Below are 13,894 nucleotides of genomic sequence, written 5' to 3'. Positions count from 1 at the left end.
CTCAGTCGCGGAGGTCGTCGGTCCGCTCCGACCAGCCGGTCGTGTCCGTCGCGAGGTCCCGGACCTCCTGACGGATCCGTGCGTAGTTGTCGACGACGTCCCCCGTGGTGACGATCCCCTCGGGCGTCACGCCGTCGACGAGCTTCTTGACGCCCTCCGAGCGCATGCGTTCCGTGGCGGCTCGGAGCGTCGCGCTCGGCCGGACGGTGACGAGGGGAGCGCTCGCCGCCTTCCGGACTGGGATCGACGACAGGGAATCGTCGGTGACGTATCCGGCGTGGTGGACGTCGCTCTCGGTCAGGATCCCGGCCGGGGTCCCGCCGTCCGTAACGACGACGCTCCCGACCCGGTTGCGGAGCATCCGCTCCGTGGCGTCCCGGACCGTGGCGTCGACGTCGCAGGTCACGAGGTCCGTCGTCATCACCTCCTCGACGAGCATAGCGGAGCTACCGCGGCGGGGTACTTGTAGGTGGCTGCGGGGGGCGCGGCGCCGATCCGCTGTCCCGCCGGGCGGCGGGCCGCCGCTCAGTAGTGCCACGGATAGTCGCGGAACTGCGGCTCCCGGCCCTCCAAGAACGCGTCGCGGCCCTCCTGGGCCTCCTCCGTCATGTACGCGAGCCGCGTCGCCTCGCCGGCGAACACCTGCTGGCCGACCATCCCGTCGTCGGCCATGTTGAACGCGTACTTTAACATCCGCATCGCGGTCGGCGACTTCCGGGTCATCTCGTCGGCCCACTCCAGGGCCACGTCCTCCAGCTCCTCGTGGGCGACGACCTCGTTGACCATCCCCATGTCCGCGGCCTCCTCGGCCGAGTAGGTCTTCCCGCGGAAAAACACCTCGCGGGCCTTCTTCTGGCCGATCTGCTTCGCGAGGTAGGCGGAGCCGAACCCGCCGTCGAACGAGCCCACGTCGGGGTCGGTCTGGAGGAACTTCGCGTGCTCCTCGCTGGCGAGCGTCATGTCGCAGACGACGTGCAGCGAGTGGCCGCCGCCGACCGCCCAGCCCGGGACGACCGCGACGACGGGCTTCGGCATGAATCGGATCAGCCGCTGGACCTCGAGGATGTGGAGCCGGCCCGCGCGCGCCGAGCGGACGAGGTCGTCGTCGTCGTCGCCCGCCTCGTCGTCGTCGCGGTACTCGTAGCCGGAGCCGCCGCGGACCGACTGGTCGCCGCCCGAGCAGAACGCCCAGCCGCCGTCCTTCTCCGAGGGGCCGTTCCCGGTGAGGAGGACGGTGCCGACGTCCGCCTGCTTGCGCGCGTGATCCAGCGCGGCGTACAGCTCGTCGACCGTTCCCGGTCGGAACGCGTTGCGGACCGCGGGGCGGTCGAAGGCGATCCGGACCGCGGGGACGTCGACGGCGCGGTGATAGGTGATGTCGTCGAACTCGTCGGTGACGGGCTCCCACGTGTCGGGATCGAAGATCTCCGAGACCATGCCGGCTCCTACGTCCGGCCCGCTCATAAACGGCGTCGGATCGAATGAGGAGAAACCGCCGACTCAGTCGGACGCGGCGCCGCCGCGCCCCGCGACGAGGACGGGGAGCCGCTCCCAGCGTCTGGGACGGACGCCGGAGTCGCGGCTCGCCCGTCGAGACTCGTCAGTCGTTCTGCGCGTACGCACCCTTCGGGTGCCCCTTGTGCTGGAGGTTGCGGTTGTCGCGCTTCCGCGTCGCGGTCGCGGGGATGACCTCGCGGGTCGGGTCGATCTCCGACCGCGGCATCCCGGTGTACCCGTGGTCCGGATGCTCGGAGCAGTGTGCCATCGCGTCGTGCGAGCCCTCCCACGGGCCCTCGTCACAGCCGTCCGCCGTACAGACGAACACTATCTCCTCTGACATGCTGTGCGGGGGTTCCCGGCCGGTGTATAAAAACCTCGCACCGAAATTATCAGATTTGAATCTGCCGTTCCGCGCCACGAAACCGGCCGACTGCGCGGCTGGACCCGCTAATCGCCAGCGGCGGGCGCGCCGAACAGCTCGACGCTCGTCCCGTCGTGTCGGCAGTCTTCGAGCGCGTGTTTGGCCGTGAAGCCGGCCTCGTGGGCGGAGGCGCCGCGGCCGACGCCGACCTGGAGTTCGACGTCGACGTCGTCCGCGACGTGGGCGACCGCCGACGAGAACGCCGACTCGGGGAGGTCGGGGCAGACCGCCACGACGTTGTCGCCGCCGACGAAGAAGGAGAGGGCGCCGTGCGCCTCCCGGAGGTGGCGCATCAGCGAGCCGTACGCCTGTTCGATGTTGATGAACGTGTCGAACTCGTTGAGTCGGTCGGTGTACTTGCCGGTCGCGTTGACCACGTCGAAGTGTGCGACCTGGAGGTCCGACCGATCCGTCTCGGAGAGGTACTCCCCGGCGAGCACCTCTGTCCGGCTCTCGTCTTGGGCGCTCCCCTCCGTCTGGAGCCGCCGGTTCGCCGCTTCGAGCGCGTCGACGGGGCGCTCGGCGACGGCGGTCCCGAGGCTCACGCTGACCGGGTAGCGGTTGCCGATCGACTCCTGAAGGGTCGCGTGGGCCGCGCCGTCGACGCCGTTCGTCACCGCGATCATGTTGTCGAAGCGGGTGAAGAAAACGTAGGCGTCGCGGTGGCCGAGGAACTGGGCGACGTCGGCGAACAGCCGCGACTGGAGCGTCTGGAGGTCCATCTCCCGGCGCGGCTCCGGCGTCGTCGTCCACGGCCCGTAGTTGTCGATCTGGACGAGGGTCACCTGAGTCGTCGTCACAGTGAACACCGATACGGAACGCTGCCGCTTTACCCTTCCGTTATCCCGAAGGTGGAACCGGTACCGAGTTCGTGATCTGCGTGCCCTAGCCCGGGGTCGTCCTTCGCCACGGACGCGGGCGCAACCCCTACGGCCGTGGCGCCCGCATTCGGGGTATGACATACAGCGGCGCCGTCATCGACGTCGACGGCACGGTCGTGCGCGGCGACGATCCGATCCCGGGCGCCCCGGCGGGGTACCGGCGGCTCCGCGAGGCCGGAGTCGAGCCCCTGTTCGTCTCGAACAACCCGACGAAGGCGCCGCCGGCGTACGTCGACCGCCTCGGCGCGGCGGGGTACGACGTCGACGCCGACCGCGTCTTCACCGCCGGCAGCGTGACGACGCGGTACCTCCGAGAACGCCACGCGGACGACGACCTGCTCTGTATCGCCGCCCCGGGACTGCTCGACCAGTTCGCGGAGGCGGGGCTCTCGACGACCGACGACGTCGACGCCGCCGACGCCCTGGTCGCCTCCATCGACCGCGAGTTCGACTACGACGACCTCTGTACCGCGCTGTGGGCCTTAGAGCGCGACATCCCGTTCATCGGAACCGACCCCGACGTGGTGATCCCGGCCCCCGAGCGCGACGTGCCCGGGTCGGGCGCCGTGATCAACGCGATCGCGGGCGTCGCGGAGCGCGAGCCCGACGCCGTCCTCGGCAAGCCCTCCGACACCGCGATCGAGATGGTGCGCGAGCGGCTCCCCTACCCCGCCGAGGAGTGTCTCGTCGTCGGCGACCGGCTCGACACGGACATCGCGCTCGGGGAGCGCGCCGGGATGACGACGGTGCTCGTCCGCTCCGGCGTCACCGACGACGACGACCTCGCCGCGTCCGCGATCGACCCGGACCACGTGATCGACCATCTCGGAGAGATCGATCGCGTCGTCGACTGAGGACCCCGCAACGAGCCGCCAACTACGTTCGCCGTGTGGGAAACAGTTATGTACCGGCGAGCGCACCGCTCGCATATGGGAGTGGTTGACTCACACGAAGATCGGACCGGGGACGACGAGGAGGATCCGGAGGAGTCCGTCCGCGTACTGGAGGGACACGCGGTCCAGTTCAACGAGTACCGGTACTGAAAGCGGCGTCGCGGGCGCTTCGGTCGGCGATCGACCGCCCGACGGCTGTCGGGACCGTTAAGTGGTCGTCGGGGGTAGCCGAAGGTGTGATACGGAGGCTCCGACGCGCGAGCGTCTTCGCCGCGGTGGCCGCGCTCGCGGTCCTCGCGCCGTCGCTCGAGACCGCCGCCGCCGTCCCCTTCTTCGCCGTCGCCGGCGCGGCCTTCTTCGGCGTCCGCGACGGGGAGTGGTTCGAGACGCTCGCGCTGCCCGGCGACCGCGAGGCGGAGCGCCTCTACGGGCTCGTCTCCTTCGCGCTCGCCGGCGCGGGCCTCGCGCTGTTCGCCTCGCTGCCGCGCGCCCCGCTGCCGTACGAGGCGTTCGCGGCCGCCGCGCTCGCGGTCGGCGCCGGCCGCCTCGGTCGGACGCTCGTCTCCCGCCGGACGACCGACGAGTTCCCGCTCGTCGCCGGCTACGTCGCCGCCGGGACGGCCGCCGCCCTCGTCGGACAGATCGGGGTGCGGCTCCAGACCGGCGCCCCCGTCGACGGGGAGACGGTCCCGCTCCTCGTCTTCCTCGCCGCGTCGGCCGCGCTGACGGCGGCGCTCGTCCGCTCGCTCGTGTTCTCCCGGGACGCGCACATCACGACGATCCTCGTCGCGTTCGTCGTCTGGGGCTTCCTCGCTTTGGAACCGACCGTCGGCCCCCTCCTCATCGTCGTCGGCCTCGCGGTGACCGGCGCGCTCGGCTACGTCTCCTTCGCCATCGGCACCGCCTCGGTCGCCGGGATGCTCACCGGCGTCGTCTCGGCGCTGCTCGCGGTTGTCCTCGGCGGCGTCGGCTGGTTCCTCACGCTCATGTCCTTCTACGCGATCGGCGGCCTCGCCTCGAAGTACCGGTTCGACGAGAAGGCGGCCCGGGGAGTCGCCCAGGAGAACGAGGGCGCCCGCGGCACCGGCAACGTGCTGGCGAACTCTGCGGTCGCGCTCGCGGCGGTGGTCGGGTACGCGGCCGCGCCGCACCTCGCGGTCCCGGCCGCCCCCCTCGGCTTCGCGTTCGCGGGCGCGACGGCGACCGCGATGGCCGACACGCTCTCCTCGGAGATCGGCGGCCTCTTCGACGGCCCGCGGCTGGTGACGACGCTCCGCCGCGTCGAGCCCGGCACCGACGGCGCGATCACCTGGCAGGGGGAGCTGGCGGGCCTCTCCGGAGCCCTGCTCGTCGGCGCCCTCGCCGCCGGCGGGACGCCGGTGCTCGACCCGGTAACCCCGGGCGGCGTTGCGGCGGGCGGCGCCGTGGTCGCCGCCGGCGTCGCCGGGATGACCGTCGACAGCCTCCTCGGCGCCCTGATCGAGGGCGACCGGGTCGGCAACCAGGCCGTGAACTTCCTCGCGACGCTCAGCGGCGCGGCCGTCGCCGTCGCGCTCTGGGCGGTGGTGTGAATGGCGGGCGAGAACGCGTCCGGCTCCGGCAGGGACGAACGCGACGGCGACAACCGAGCGTCCGACGAACGCGACGGCCCCGACCCCCGAGTCCGCCCGGGACGGACTGCCGACGCCGACCGGATCCGCGAGCTCCAGTCGCACCTCCGGCAGCCGAGCCCGGACCTGCTGGAGTACGGGCTCGCGGTGGGCGCCGCCCAGGTGAGCGTCGCCGACGGCCGCGTCGTCGGCTACCTCCTCCCGGTGGACGCGCCGAACCGCCCGGGCGTCCACGTCGCCGAGCTGGTCGTCGCGCCCGCCTTCCGCCGGGAGGGGCGCGCCCGCGGGCTCCTCCGCGCGGCCATCGCCGACGCCGACGGCCCGGTGACGCTCCAGGCGCACCCGGACAACGACGCGGCGCTCGCCCTCTACGAGTCGCTCGGCTTCGAAGTCGTCGAGCGGCGGCCGGACGCGTACGCCGACGGCGACGCGCTCGTCTTGCGGCTGGGGTAGCGCGCCCGAGGCGCTCGCGACGGGTAGCGCACACGAGACGCTCGCGACGGGTAGCGCACCCGAGTCGCCTCGCGGCAGGCGCTCCCGCGCGGTGACCGCAGACACAAGGACTATTCGAGCGCCACGCCTCCGGACAGCCATGAGTGACGCCGACGCGGAGGCCGAGCCGATCGACGTCGACTTCGGCGAGAGCGGGTTGGTGCCGGCGGTCGCCCAGGACGCCGACTCCGGCGAGGTGTTGATGCTCGCGTACGTCTCGCCCGAGGCGCTCGCGCGCACCCGCGAGACCGGCGAGGCCCACTACTACTCCCGGTCCCGCGAGGAGATCTGGCACAAGGGAGGTACCTCCGGCCACACCCAGTCGGTCCGGGAGGTCCGGGTCGACTGCGACGCCGACACCCTTCTGTACCTCGTCGACCAGGCTGGCGGGGCCTGCCACACCGGTCACCGCTCGTGTTTCCACCGGACGATAGACGGCGAGCACGTCGGTGAGCGCGTCTTCGACCCCGACGAGGTGTACTGACCGATGGCCGAGGCCGTCACGGAGAGCGACGGCGCCGACCCCGTCGCCGAGGCCGGCGAGGCGGCCGCGCGGCTCCGCGAGCGCTACGACGAGCTCCGCCGGATCGAGTCCCGGATCGACGGCTACGGGCGCGACCGCGTCGAGGCGGCCGCGGACGCCTACCGCCGCGCGCAGCGGGTTCTCGACCGGTTCGAGGAGGACGCGGTCGGCTCGGGCGACTTCGAGTCGTACGTCCGCTTCCGCGGCGAGTTCGGCGACGCGGTCGACGTGGACGACGACACGCCCGCCGGCGACGCCTTCGAGGCGGCCGACGAGGCGGTCGACAAGCGCCGGCTCTCCGAGTCGGACTTCGCGGCCGCACGCGAGGCGCTGGAGCCGGCCGGGGAGTTCGTCGACCTGCTGGAGGCGTACGACGACGCGGTCGACGACTACCGGGCGGCCCGGAAGGACGCCCGCGAGGCCCGCAAGCGCCTCGACTCGCGGCTCGACGAACTGCGCGAGGTCGCGGGGATGGCCGACGCCGACCTCGACGCCGACCTCGATCGCCTCCGCGACCCGATCGAGGCGTACGACGAGGGGATCCGGGAGGCGTTCCGGGAGTTCTTCAAGTCGGCGTCCGCCCGCGAGGTGTTCGACTTCCTCGACCGCGCGGACGCGACGCCGTTCGTCGACGTCGACGTGCCGCCGACGGACCTCGCCGAGTACGTCGAGACGCACGCGGCCGGCGAGGAGCCGCCCGCGACGCTGTTGGAGTACGCCGACTACACCAACTCCAAGCTGGAGCACTACGTCGACGACCCGGGGGCGCTCCGCACCGCGGTCGCGGTCCACCGGACGTACCTCGAACGCCTCGACGGCGAGCCGCTGACGCTCGACTGGCCGCCGAAGCCGGGCGACGAGCTCGCCTACGAGATCGACGAGCTGGTCCCGCTCGTCGGCCGGATCGCGGACGACGAGGTCGTCGCGACGCTCCGCTCCGTCCGGGAGCTGGCGCGGAGCGACGAGTACGAGCGGCTCCGCCGCGCGGCCGAGGTGCGCGACGCGCTCGACGGCGACGACCTGGCGCTGATCGAGCGCGGCGGGGCCGACGAACGGCTCGCCGAGGCCGAGCGGACGCGCTCGCTCGTCGACGACGTGCTGGCGGAGACGGAGCGGGAGTAGGTCCGACGCGGCGCAGTCGGTGACGGGACGCCCGCCGCTCCGGAGTGCGGATTTTTAAGCCCCGTCGCGGCCGAGCGACCGTATGACCAGATTCGACGCCGCGACCGAGGACGAGCGGCTGAAGCTGTTCGCCGACGCCGCGGCCGCGCACCGCGCGCGCTCCGGCGACGTGATGACCGTCGACGTCGACCCCGACAGCGACGACACCGAGGGCGGCGAGGTGCCGCCGTGGATCCAGCTGGCGGGGACGGAACTCATCCTGGACTGTACCGACGAGGAGTTAGACCGCCTGAAGGACCTGCTCTCCGAGTTCCCCGAGTTCCGGATCGACGAGCTCGTCAGCCCCGAGGAGGCCGAGGGGACGAACGCCGTCGTCACCGCGCGGTCGGACGCGAACCGCGTCGCGGGGTTCGTCGAGCGCGCGTTCCGCGAGGTGTACGAGCTCGACGACGAATACCGGGCGTGGGTGACGGCGATCTGACGGCGGCGGATTCGGCACGAGGAGCTGGTACGGTGCCGGCGACACACAAATATCTGAGAGGCACAAAGATATTTTGATAGTCGGTCCGTACGCGTCGCCATGACCAACTTCGATCCCGCCCCCGATTCCGAGGCGGGCGAGTCGCGGTGGCAGGCGGGGACCGACACGTTCGGTCGCGTCTACGACGCGGTCCTCGGTCTGACGTCGCCGACGGCTTACACCGACGTGGCCGACCTCGCAGACTGCTCGCCGAACGCGGCGAAGAAGCACCTCGATCGGCTGGCGGAGATGGGCGTCGCCCGCGCGAACCGAGAGAGTCGCCCGGCGACGTACGAGCGGAACGAGGGGTACCTCGAATGGCAGGACGCGAGCCGGATCGCGGCAGACCTCTCGGTCGAGGAGATCATCGACCGGGTCGCCGACCTCGAAGAGCGGCGGTCCGAGTACGAGGCGCGGTTCGACGCAGACGACCCGAGCGTCGTCTCCGTGTTCGACGCCGCCGACCACGAGACCGTCCACGAGCGGATGGAGGCGGTGAGCGACTGGCGCCGAGCGATTCGGGACCGCCGGCTCTACGAGCTCGCGCGCCGGCTCGCGGAGAACGACGGGCGCCTGATCCCGGCCTGAAGATGGGTCCGTCGGACGGAGATGCGAGGAACGGTTCGACCGGCCCGCCGGACCGACAGACGCTGCGACTGCTCGAACGACAGCTGGCGTCGGATCCCCTCGTCGCCGCGACCGAGTTCGAGCCGGACCCGTACGAGCCGCGGTCGCTGCGAGCGGAACTGGACACGGAGCGATATCCCGATCCGGTGACCGCGGCCCGGGTCGACGTCCGGTGGTTCGCGACGGACGACTTCTCGATCCACTACGTCGAAGACCGGAGTGACGACCGTTGGGAGTGTCGGTGGGATCGCCACCCGAACGCCCACGACGCTCGGGTCCACTTCCACGAGCCGCCGACCGGCGCCGAGGTGTCCGGCCTTGACCTGCCGTCGCTCCACCCCCTCGAAGTGTACTCGACGGCGTTCGACGCGATCGAACGGCGCGTCGAATCGCTGTGGTGAGGGGGTCGCTCGGACCGACTTTCCGACTGCGCCGGCCTCAGTGGAACCCGCGGTCGACGTCGTCGTCCTCGATCAGGTCGTCGAGCTCCGAGGTGAGCAGCTCCTCGGCCTCGTCGAAGGTGTCGGAGAGCTCGTCGAGCTCGTCGGGGCGGCCGTCGAACTCGTACTCCATCGGACCAAACGCGGGCGATTCGACCGCCTCCATCACGTCCTCGAAGAGGTGGTCGGGGTCGGTCGGCGCCTCGGCGTGGACCCGCAGCGCCTCCGTGAGCCGCGTCGCCATCTCCTCGGCGTGCTCCTCGTCCTCGGGCGCCGACTGAACCGCGAACCGGCCGTCGCTGTCGGCGTCCGGGAGGAGCGGGTCGAGCTCGTCGTCGACCTTGCGAGCGACCTGTGCGCCCACGCCGCGGAGGTCGCGCGGGTTCTTCGCGTACGTCTTCAGGTGGTAGAGGCCGACGCTCGGGTGGCCGAAGTAGAGGTCCTCGCCGAGGCCGCCCTCGCGGGAGCCGGCGACCGCCCGCCAGCCGTCGGGGTCGGTCGAGTCGCTCGCGACGTCCGCGAGGATGTCGTCCCAGTCTCGTACGCGCATGTCGGTCGACTCATCGGTCGCGCGAGCGCAAGAGCGTGTCGGTGCCGGCGGATCGGGACGGACGGAGTCGCGCGCGGTCGACGGCCGACCGCCCCCACCGACAGCGTTTTTCGGGGCCGCCGCCGAGCGGGGACGTGAACGTTCGCGGGCCGATCGTCTCCGTCGGGGAGGCGCGGACGGTGTCGACGTCGTACGGCGAGCGCGACCTCCGCGAGCTGCGGGTCCGGCCCGACCGCGGCGCGGGCGATCCGGTCGACGTGACGCTGTGGGGGAAGTGGACGGAGACGGCCGAGCACGCTGAACCGGGGATGGAACTGCTCGTCACCGACCCGGAAGAAGACGAGTACCGCGGCGAGACGGGATACGCGACGACCGACGAGTCGTGGGTCGTCCTCCAGCCCGACTTCCTCGTCGACGTGACCGGGATCCGGTCGTGGGTCCAGTGCCCGCGGATGTACTATTTAAATAAGCTCTCCGGGGTCCCGCTCAACTACCCGGTCGTCAAGGGGACGATCGTCCACGAGGTGTTCGGGGACCTGCTCCGAGGCGTGGAGCTGGAGGAGTCGATCGAGGACCGCGTCGCGGAGGCCGGCCTCGAACTCGGCCTCCTCGGCTACGAGACGGAGGAGGTCGAAGATGAGGTGCGCCGCAACGCCGCCGCCGTCGAGGGGTGGCTCGCGCAGGGCACCCTGAGCGACGAGGACACGTGGCGCTCGGAGTTCACGCTCATCTCGCCCACGTTCGGTTTAAAAGGGCGGGCGGACGCGCTCCGACGCGGCACCCCCGTCGAGCTGAAGACCGGGAAGAACACCAAGCGGGAGCCGCGGTTCCACGACAAGGTTCAGGCGGCCTGCTACGCGCTCATGCTCGACGAGCGCGGCGTCGATCCGGACATCGGGACGCTGCTGTACACGAAGAACACCGCCCTCGACCGCAACGAGGAGTCGGGCGACCTCGCGCCCGCCAAGGAGTTCACCGTCGGGCGGGGCTTCCTGGAGTTCGTCGTGCGCGAGCGCAACGCCCTCGCCGCGATGGAGTGGCGCGCGCTCAACGACCCCGGCGAGCGCCCCACCGTCCCGACGGGGTACGAGGCGGACGCGACGTGCAGCTACTGCTTCGAGCAGGACACGTGTATGGTCGTCTCCGGCCGCCTCGATCAGGAGTCGAAGGCAGGGCAGGTCGGGACGCCCGTGCCCGACGCGGAGCGCGACTACTTCGACCGCTTCTACGTCGCCTTGGAGGAGGAGCGCCGCGAGACTCACGCCGAGTACCGGAAGCTGTGGGAGCAGACCCCGGAGGAGCGGGCGGCCGACGACCGCGCGCTGATCGACCTCGAACCGGTCGCGCAGACGGAGATCGACGACGCGCGCTGGGAGCTCCGCGCCCGGAAGCCCGGCGACGCCGTCTCGAAGCTCCGCGAGGGCGACGTGGCGCTCGCGAGCGACGGCGACCCAGTCTCCGGCCACGCCGAACTCGGGCGGATCACCGAACTCGGGAAAGACGAGGTCGTCGTCGAGACGGACGAGCCGGTCGAGCTGCGCCGGCTCGACGTCTACCCCTCCGAGATCTCCGTCGACCGATCGCTCACCGCGCTCCACGACGCCGTGCTGAAGGGCGACCCCGACCGCAAGGACGTGATCTTCGGCCGGCGCGAACCGGAGTTCCGGGACCCGGCCGAGCGCCCGCCGGGCAGTCCCGGGAGCGGCGACGCGGACGGCCCGGACGCGCCCGAGGCGTACATCGACAACAACGCGTCCCAGAACGAGGCGGTCGAACTCGCGGTCGACGCCGAGGACCTGGCGCTGATCCACGGGCCGCCGGGCACCGGGAAGACGTACACCATCGCGCGGACGATCCGGGCGCTCGTGGCGGAGGGGAACCGGGTGCTGCTGTCGGCGTTCACGAACCGCGCGGTCGACAACGCCCTCGAAGCGCTGCGCGACCAGGGGTTCGAGGACTGGGTCGCGTCTTCGCGACCAGATGGAGCCGGTGAAACCGGCGGAATCCTGCGCGTCGGCACCGAGACCGGCGTCCGCGGTGACATGCAGGACGTGCGGCTCGTCCAGCGCGGTGAGCCGAACGCGAAGGCGGCCGAGCTGCGGGACGCACCGGTCGTCGCCGCAACGACCGCTGCCTGCGGCTCCCGGGTCATGCGCGAGTGCGAGTTCGACGTGGCGCTCGTCGACGAGGCCTCCCAGCTCACGGAGCCCGGAACCCACGCCGCGATCAACCGCGCGGACCGGTTCGTCCTCGTCGGCGACCACGAGCAGCTCCCGCCGGTCGTCCGCGCCGAGAACGACCTCCAGACCTCCCTCTTCCAGCGCCTCATCGAAGAGTATCCGGACGCGAGCGTGATGCTCGACCGCCAGTACCGGATGAGCCAGCGCATCCAGGCGTTCGCCTCCGCGGAGTTCTACGACGGCGCGCTCCGGCCCGCCACGCCCGAAGTGGCCGGGCAGACGCTCGCGGATCTCGGCGTCGACCCCGACGCGCTCGCGCCCGAGCTGACGGGCGGCGTGGGGTTCGTCGACCCCGACGGCGAGCGCGACGGCAACCGGAACGTCCGCGAGGCCGAGCGCGTCGCCGCGGTCGTCGACGCCTACGTCGCCGCCGGCGTCGATCCGGACGACATCGGCGTCATCGCCCCGTTCCGCGCGCAGGTCGCGGAGATCGGTCGCCGGACCGACGTGACCGTCGACACCGTCGACCGCTTCCAGGGCTCCTCGAAGGAGGTCATCCTCGTCTCCTTCGTCGCGACCGGCGACCTCGACGGCCCCATCTTCGAGGACCACCGCCGGATAAACGTCGCGCTCACCCGGGCGAAAAAGCAGCTGACGCTCGTCGGCGACGCCGACGCGCTCGGCTCCGACCCATTCTACGAGCGGGTGCTCGACTGGGCGCGGCGGTGAGGCGAGCGGCGGCGAATTCGACCCCACGAGCGTTTAACACGCCTCCGCCCCTATCGACGGTAGAGCCGAATGGAAGAACTCGATCAGGTGTTGAAGAAGTACGCCACCAGTCAGGATCTCATGGACCAGATCCGATACGTGGCCGAGGCGTTGAGCATGGAGTTCGACAAGTGGGACGACCAGTACGTGAGCGGTCCGAGCCTGTACTTCCTCGTCGTCGCCGAGACCGACTTCGAGTCGTACACCGACCCGCTGGGAGAGAACGTCTGGCCGACCGACCGGTGTAAGATCGTGCTCGACTCGCCGGAGGCGTTTCGGCGGGTCGCCGAGGACGTCGGGTTCAGCCGCGACGGCGCGATCGTCGTGACGGGCGACGGGACGATCCAGCGACAGATGGTCCGAGTCCGAAGCCCTCACCACGCGGAGGTACCGGGAGTCGCGGAGCTCGAGTACCCCGACTGGATGGGAACCAAACACATGAGCGCCCTGGAGACGTCGCTCCGGCAGAACGTCCTGTGGGCGATCACGCTCAGCGAGGAAGACGGCCGCGTCACCACGTACCTCGACGGCACGTATCAGGACTACCCCCGCGAGGAGATCGGCGGTCGGTGGCGGCCCGGGGGGTAGCTGCGCCGCGGCCGACGCGCCGCGCGCTACTCGCCGTCCGTCTCGGTCACGATCCCCGGCTCCTTGCTCGCGATAACGACGATCCGGTCGGTGAGGTCCTCGATCGTGTTCGCCAGCTCGTCCAACAGGACCGCGAGCTCGCGGTAGACGAGCGGCTGGTCGATAGAGCCGTCGGCGAACGCCGTCTCGATGGCGTCGTTGCGGAGCTCGTCGCACTCGCTTTCGAGCGCGCGAATCGACGCTATCCCCTCGGCGAGCGTCTCCGTGGCGTCGGCGCGGGCGAGTCCCCTGACGAACCCCTCGACGACGTCGGCGAGGACGACCGTCATCTCGGCGATCCGGTCGGCCATCTCGCGCATGTCGTCGAACGGTTCGACGCCGGCCGCGGGGCGCATCATCGCCACCTCTTGGACGATCCGCTCGGTGTGGTTCGCGACCACGTCGAGCTCGTTGTAGAAGTCGAGCAGCGCGGACTCGTTGAAGTTGATCCGCGTGTTCAACAGGCCGATGTCGTCCGGTCCGGCGTCGGTGATGAGCGCCCTGATCTCGCGGACGAGCTCGTCACACTCGCTTTCGACCGCGGCGATCTCGTCGACCGTCTCGTCGAACGCGCCCTCGGTCGCGTACGCATCGAGCGCTCGCGGGAGGAGCGCGACGCAGTCGTCGATTCGGTCGAGATACGCGACCGTCCGGTTCTCGAGCCGTTCCCCGAAGTCGGCGTCGGTGGTCATGCGCGGAACCACGCGCGTCGGCGGTAAAGAGGTTCCCTCGCGTTTCGT

The 13,894-nt window shown here is 71.1% G+C and carries 16 protein-coding genes; 10 read left to right on the top strand and 6 right to left on the bottom strand.

Annotated features, from left to right (window positions below; all coding sequences use genetic code 11):
• Window position 1: 1 nt before the first annotated feature.
• From B378_RS0112865 to B378_RS0112850, 4 genes are all read right to left on the bottom strand, one after another.
• A complete protein-coding gene (locus B378_RS0112865; protein ID WP_017344181.1) occupies window positions 2-439 on the bottom strand; it encodes a CBS domain-containing protein in 438 nt (145 codons plus the stop codon).
• Window positions 440-525: 86 nt separating this feature from the next.
• Window positions 526-1,437 carry a 1,4-dihydroxy-2-naphthoyl-CoA synthase gene (locus B378_RS0112860; protein ID WP_017344180.1) on the bottom strand — a complete coding sequence of 304 codons (912 nt, stop codon included), beginning with the start codon at window positions 1,435-1,437 and terminating at the stop codon, window positions 526-528.
• A 163-nt stretch (window positions 1,438-1,600) separates the two neighbouring features.
• Window positions 1,601-1,840, bottom strand: a complete 240-nt coding sequence (locus tag B378_RS0112855; RefSeq protein WP_004596760.1) for a hypothetical protein — start codon at window positions 1,838-1,840, stop codon at window positions 1,601-1,603.
• Window positions 1,841-1,947: 107 nt separating this feature from the next.
• Window positions 1,948-2,721: a GTP cyclohydrolase III gene (locus tag B378_RS0112850; RefSeq protein WP_017344179.1), complete on the bottom strand. Its 774-nt coding sequence runs from the start codon at window positions 2,719-2,721 to the stop codon at window positions 1,948-1,950.
• A 155-nt stretch (window positions 2,722-2,876) separates the two neighbouring features.
• Between B378_RS0112850 and B378_RS0112845 the strand changes: the two genes are divergently transcribed.
• The 8 genes from B378_RS0112845 to B378_RS0112805 all read left to right on the top strand — a co-directional run bounded on the left by B378_RS0112845 (window position 2,877) and on the right by B378_RS0112805 (window position 8,990).
• Complete coding sequence (locus B378_RS0112845) at window positions 2,877-3,656, top strand: HAD-IIA family hydrolase (protein WP_017344178.1); 780 nt, start codon at window positions 2,877-2,879, stop codon at window positions 3,654-3,656.
• A gap of 275 nt (window positions 3,657-3,931) precedes the next feature.
• Window positions 3,932-5,266, top strand: coding sequence for a DUF92 domain-containing protein (locus B378_RS0112835; RefSeq protein WP_017344177.1), 1,335 nt, complete (start codon window positions 3,932-3,934; stop codon window positions 5,264-5,266).
• Entirely contained in the window at window positions 5,267-5,758 is a 492-nt protein-coding gene (locus B378_RS0112830) for a GNAT family N-acetyltransferase (protein WP_017344176.1), read from the top strand. It begins immediately after the preceding gene.
• A gap of 139 nt (window positions 5,759-5,897) precedes the next feature.
• Window positions 5,898-6,281: a phosphoribosyl-AMP cyclohydrolase gene (hisI, locus tag B378_RS0112825; protein ID WP_017344175.1), complete on the top strand. Its 384-nt coding sequence runs from the start codon at window positions 5,898-5,900 to the stop codon at window positions 6,279-6,281.
• 3 nt (window positions 6,282-6,284) lie between these two features.
• Window positions 6,285-7,442 carry a hypothetical protein gene (locus B378_RS0112820; protein WP_017344174.1) on the top strand — a complete coding sequence of 386 codons (1,158 nt, stop codon included), beginning with the start codon at window positions 6,285-6,287 and terminating at the stop codon, window positions 7,440-7,442.
• 82 nt (window positions 7,443-7,524) lie between these two features.
• The gene (locus tag B378_RS0112815; protein WP_017344173.1) at window positions 7,525-7,923 is read left to right on the top strand and encodes a hypothetical protein; all 399 of its coding nucleotides are present in this window, start codon (window positions 7,525-7,527) and stop codon (window positions 7,921-7,923) included.
• A gap of 99 nt (window positions 7,924-8,022) precedes the next feature.
• The gene (locus B378_RS0112810) at window positions 8,023-8,550 is read left to right on the top strand and encodes a hypothetical protein (protein ID WP_017344172.1); all 528 of its coding nucleotides are present in this window, start codon (window positions 8,023-8,025) and stop codon (window positions 8,548-8,550) included.
• Between the two features lie 2 nt (window positions 8,551-8,552).
• Window positions 8,553-8,990: a hypothetical protein gene (locus B378_RS0112805; RefSeq protein ID WP_017344171.1), complete on the top strand. Its 438-nt coding sequence runs from the start codon at window positions 8,553-8,555 to the stop codon at window positions 8,988-8,990.
• Window positions 8,991-9,027: 37 nt separating this feature from the next.
• On the opposite strand, the gene B378_RS0112800 is transcribed toward B378_RS0112805, so the two are convergent.
• Complete coding sequence (locus B378_RS0112800) at window positions 9,028-9,579, bottom strand: hypothetical protein (protein WP_017344170.1); 552 nt, start codon at window positions 9,577-9,579, stop codon at window positions 9,028-9,030.
• 134 nt (window positions 9,580-9,713) lie between these two features.
• On the opposite strand from B378_RS0112800, the gene B378_RS0112795 reads away from it, so the two are divergent.
• Window positions 9,714-12,488 (top strand): AAA domain-containing protein, encoded by a 2,775-nt coding sequence (locus tag B378_RS0112795; RefSeq protein ID WP_017344169.1) that lies wholly within the window; start codon window positions 9,714-9,716, stop codon window positions 12,486-12,488.
• Between the two features lie 69 nt (window positions 12,489-12,557).
• Window positions 12,558-13,115 (top strand): diadenylate cyclase, encoded by a 558-nt coding sequence (locus B378_RS0112790; protein WP_017344168.1) that lies wholly within the window; start codon window positions 12,558-12,560, stop codon window positions 13,113-13,115.
• A 26-nt stretch (window positions 13,116-13,141) separates the two neighbouring features.
• Here the strand turns inward: B378_RS0112790 and B378_RS0112785 are convergent, their stop codons facing one another.
• Complete coding sequence (locus B378_RS0112785) at window positions 13,142-13,846, bottom strand: DUF47 domain-containing protein (RefSeq protein ID WP_017344167.1); 705 nt, start codon at window positions 13,844-13,846, stop codon at window positions 13,142-13,144.
• Window positions 13,847-13,894 lie beyond the last annotated feature (48 nt).

It is taken from the genome of Halorubrum sp. T3, from assembly GCF_000296615.1.
Lineage (GTDB): Archaea > Halobacteriota > Halobacteria > Halobacteriales > Haloferacaceae > Halorubrum > Halorubrum ruber.
This window is presented reverse-complemented; position numbering and strand designations above follow the sequence as displayed.

What these genes read in the sequence shown, in the direction of transcription:
- B378_RS0112865 (WP_017344181.1), bottom strand. Translation starts at nt 439, where the DNA reads ATGCTCGTCGAGGAGGTGATGACGACGGACCTCGTGACCTGCGACGTC.
- B378_RS0112860 (WP_017344180.1), bottom strand. Translation starts at nt 1,437, where the DNA reads ATGGTCTCGGAGATCTTCGATCCCGACACGTGGGAGCCCGTCACCGAC.
- B378_RS0112855 (WP_004596760.1), bottom strand. Translation starts at nt 1,840, where the DNA reads ATGTCAGAGGAGATAGTGTTCGTCTGTACGGCGGACGGCTGTGACGAG.
- B378_RS0112845 (WP_017344178.1), top strand. Translation starts at nt 2,877, where the DNA reads ATGACATACAGCGGCGCCGTCATCGACGTCGACGGCACGGTCGTGCGC.
- B378_RS0112830 (WP_017344176.1), top strand. Translation starts at nt 5,267, where the DNA reads ATGGCGGGCGAGAACGCGTCCGGCTCCGGCAGGGACGAACGCGACGGC.
- hisI (WP_017344175.1), top strand. Translation starts at nt 5,898, where the DNA reads ATGAGTGACGCCGACGCGGAGGCCGAGCCGATCGACGTCGACTTCGGC.
- B378_RS0112820 (WP_017344174.1), top strand. Translation starts at nt 6,285, where the DNA reads ATGGCCGAGGCCGTCACGGAGAGCGACGGCGCCGACCCCGTCGCCGAG.
- B378_RS0112815 (WP_017344173.1), top strand. Translation starts at nt 7,525, where the DNA reads ATGACCAGATTCGACGCCGCGACCGAGGACGAGCGGCTGAAGCTGTTC.
- B378_RS0112810 (WP_017344172.1), top strand. Translation starts at nt 8,023, where the DNA reads ATGACCAACTTCGATCCCGCCCCCGATTCCGAGGCGGGCGAGTCGCGG.
- B378_RS0112805 (WP_017344171.1), top strand. Translation starts at nt 8,553, where the DNA reads ATGGGTCCGTCGGACGGAGATGCGAGGAACGGTTCGACCGGCCCGCCG.
- B378_RS0112800 (WP_017344170.1), bottom strand. Translation starts at nt 9,579, where the DNA reads ATGCGCGTACGAGACTGGGACGACATCCTCGCGGACGTCGCGAGCGAC.
- B378_RS0112790 (WP_017344168.1), top strand. Translation starts at nt 12,558, where the DNA reads ATGGAAGAACTCGATCAGGTGTTGAAGAAGTACGCCACCAGTCAGGAT.
- B378_RS0112785 (WP_017344167.1), bottom strand. Translation starts at nt 13,846, where the DNA reads ATGACCACCGACGCCGACTTCGGGGAACGGCTCGAGAACCGGACGGTC.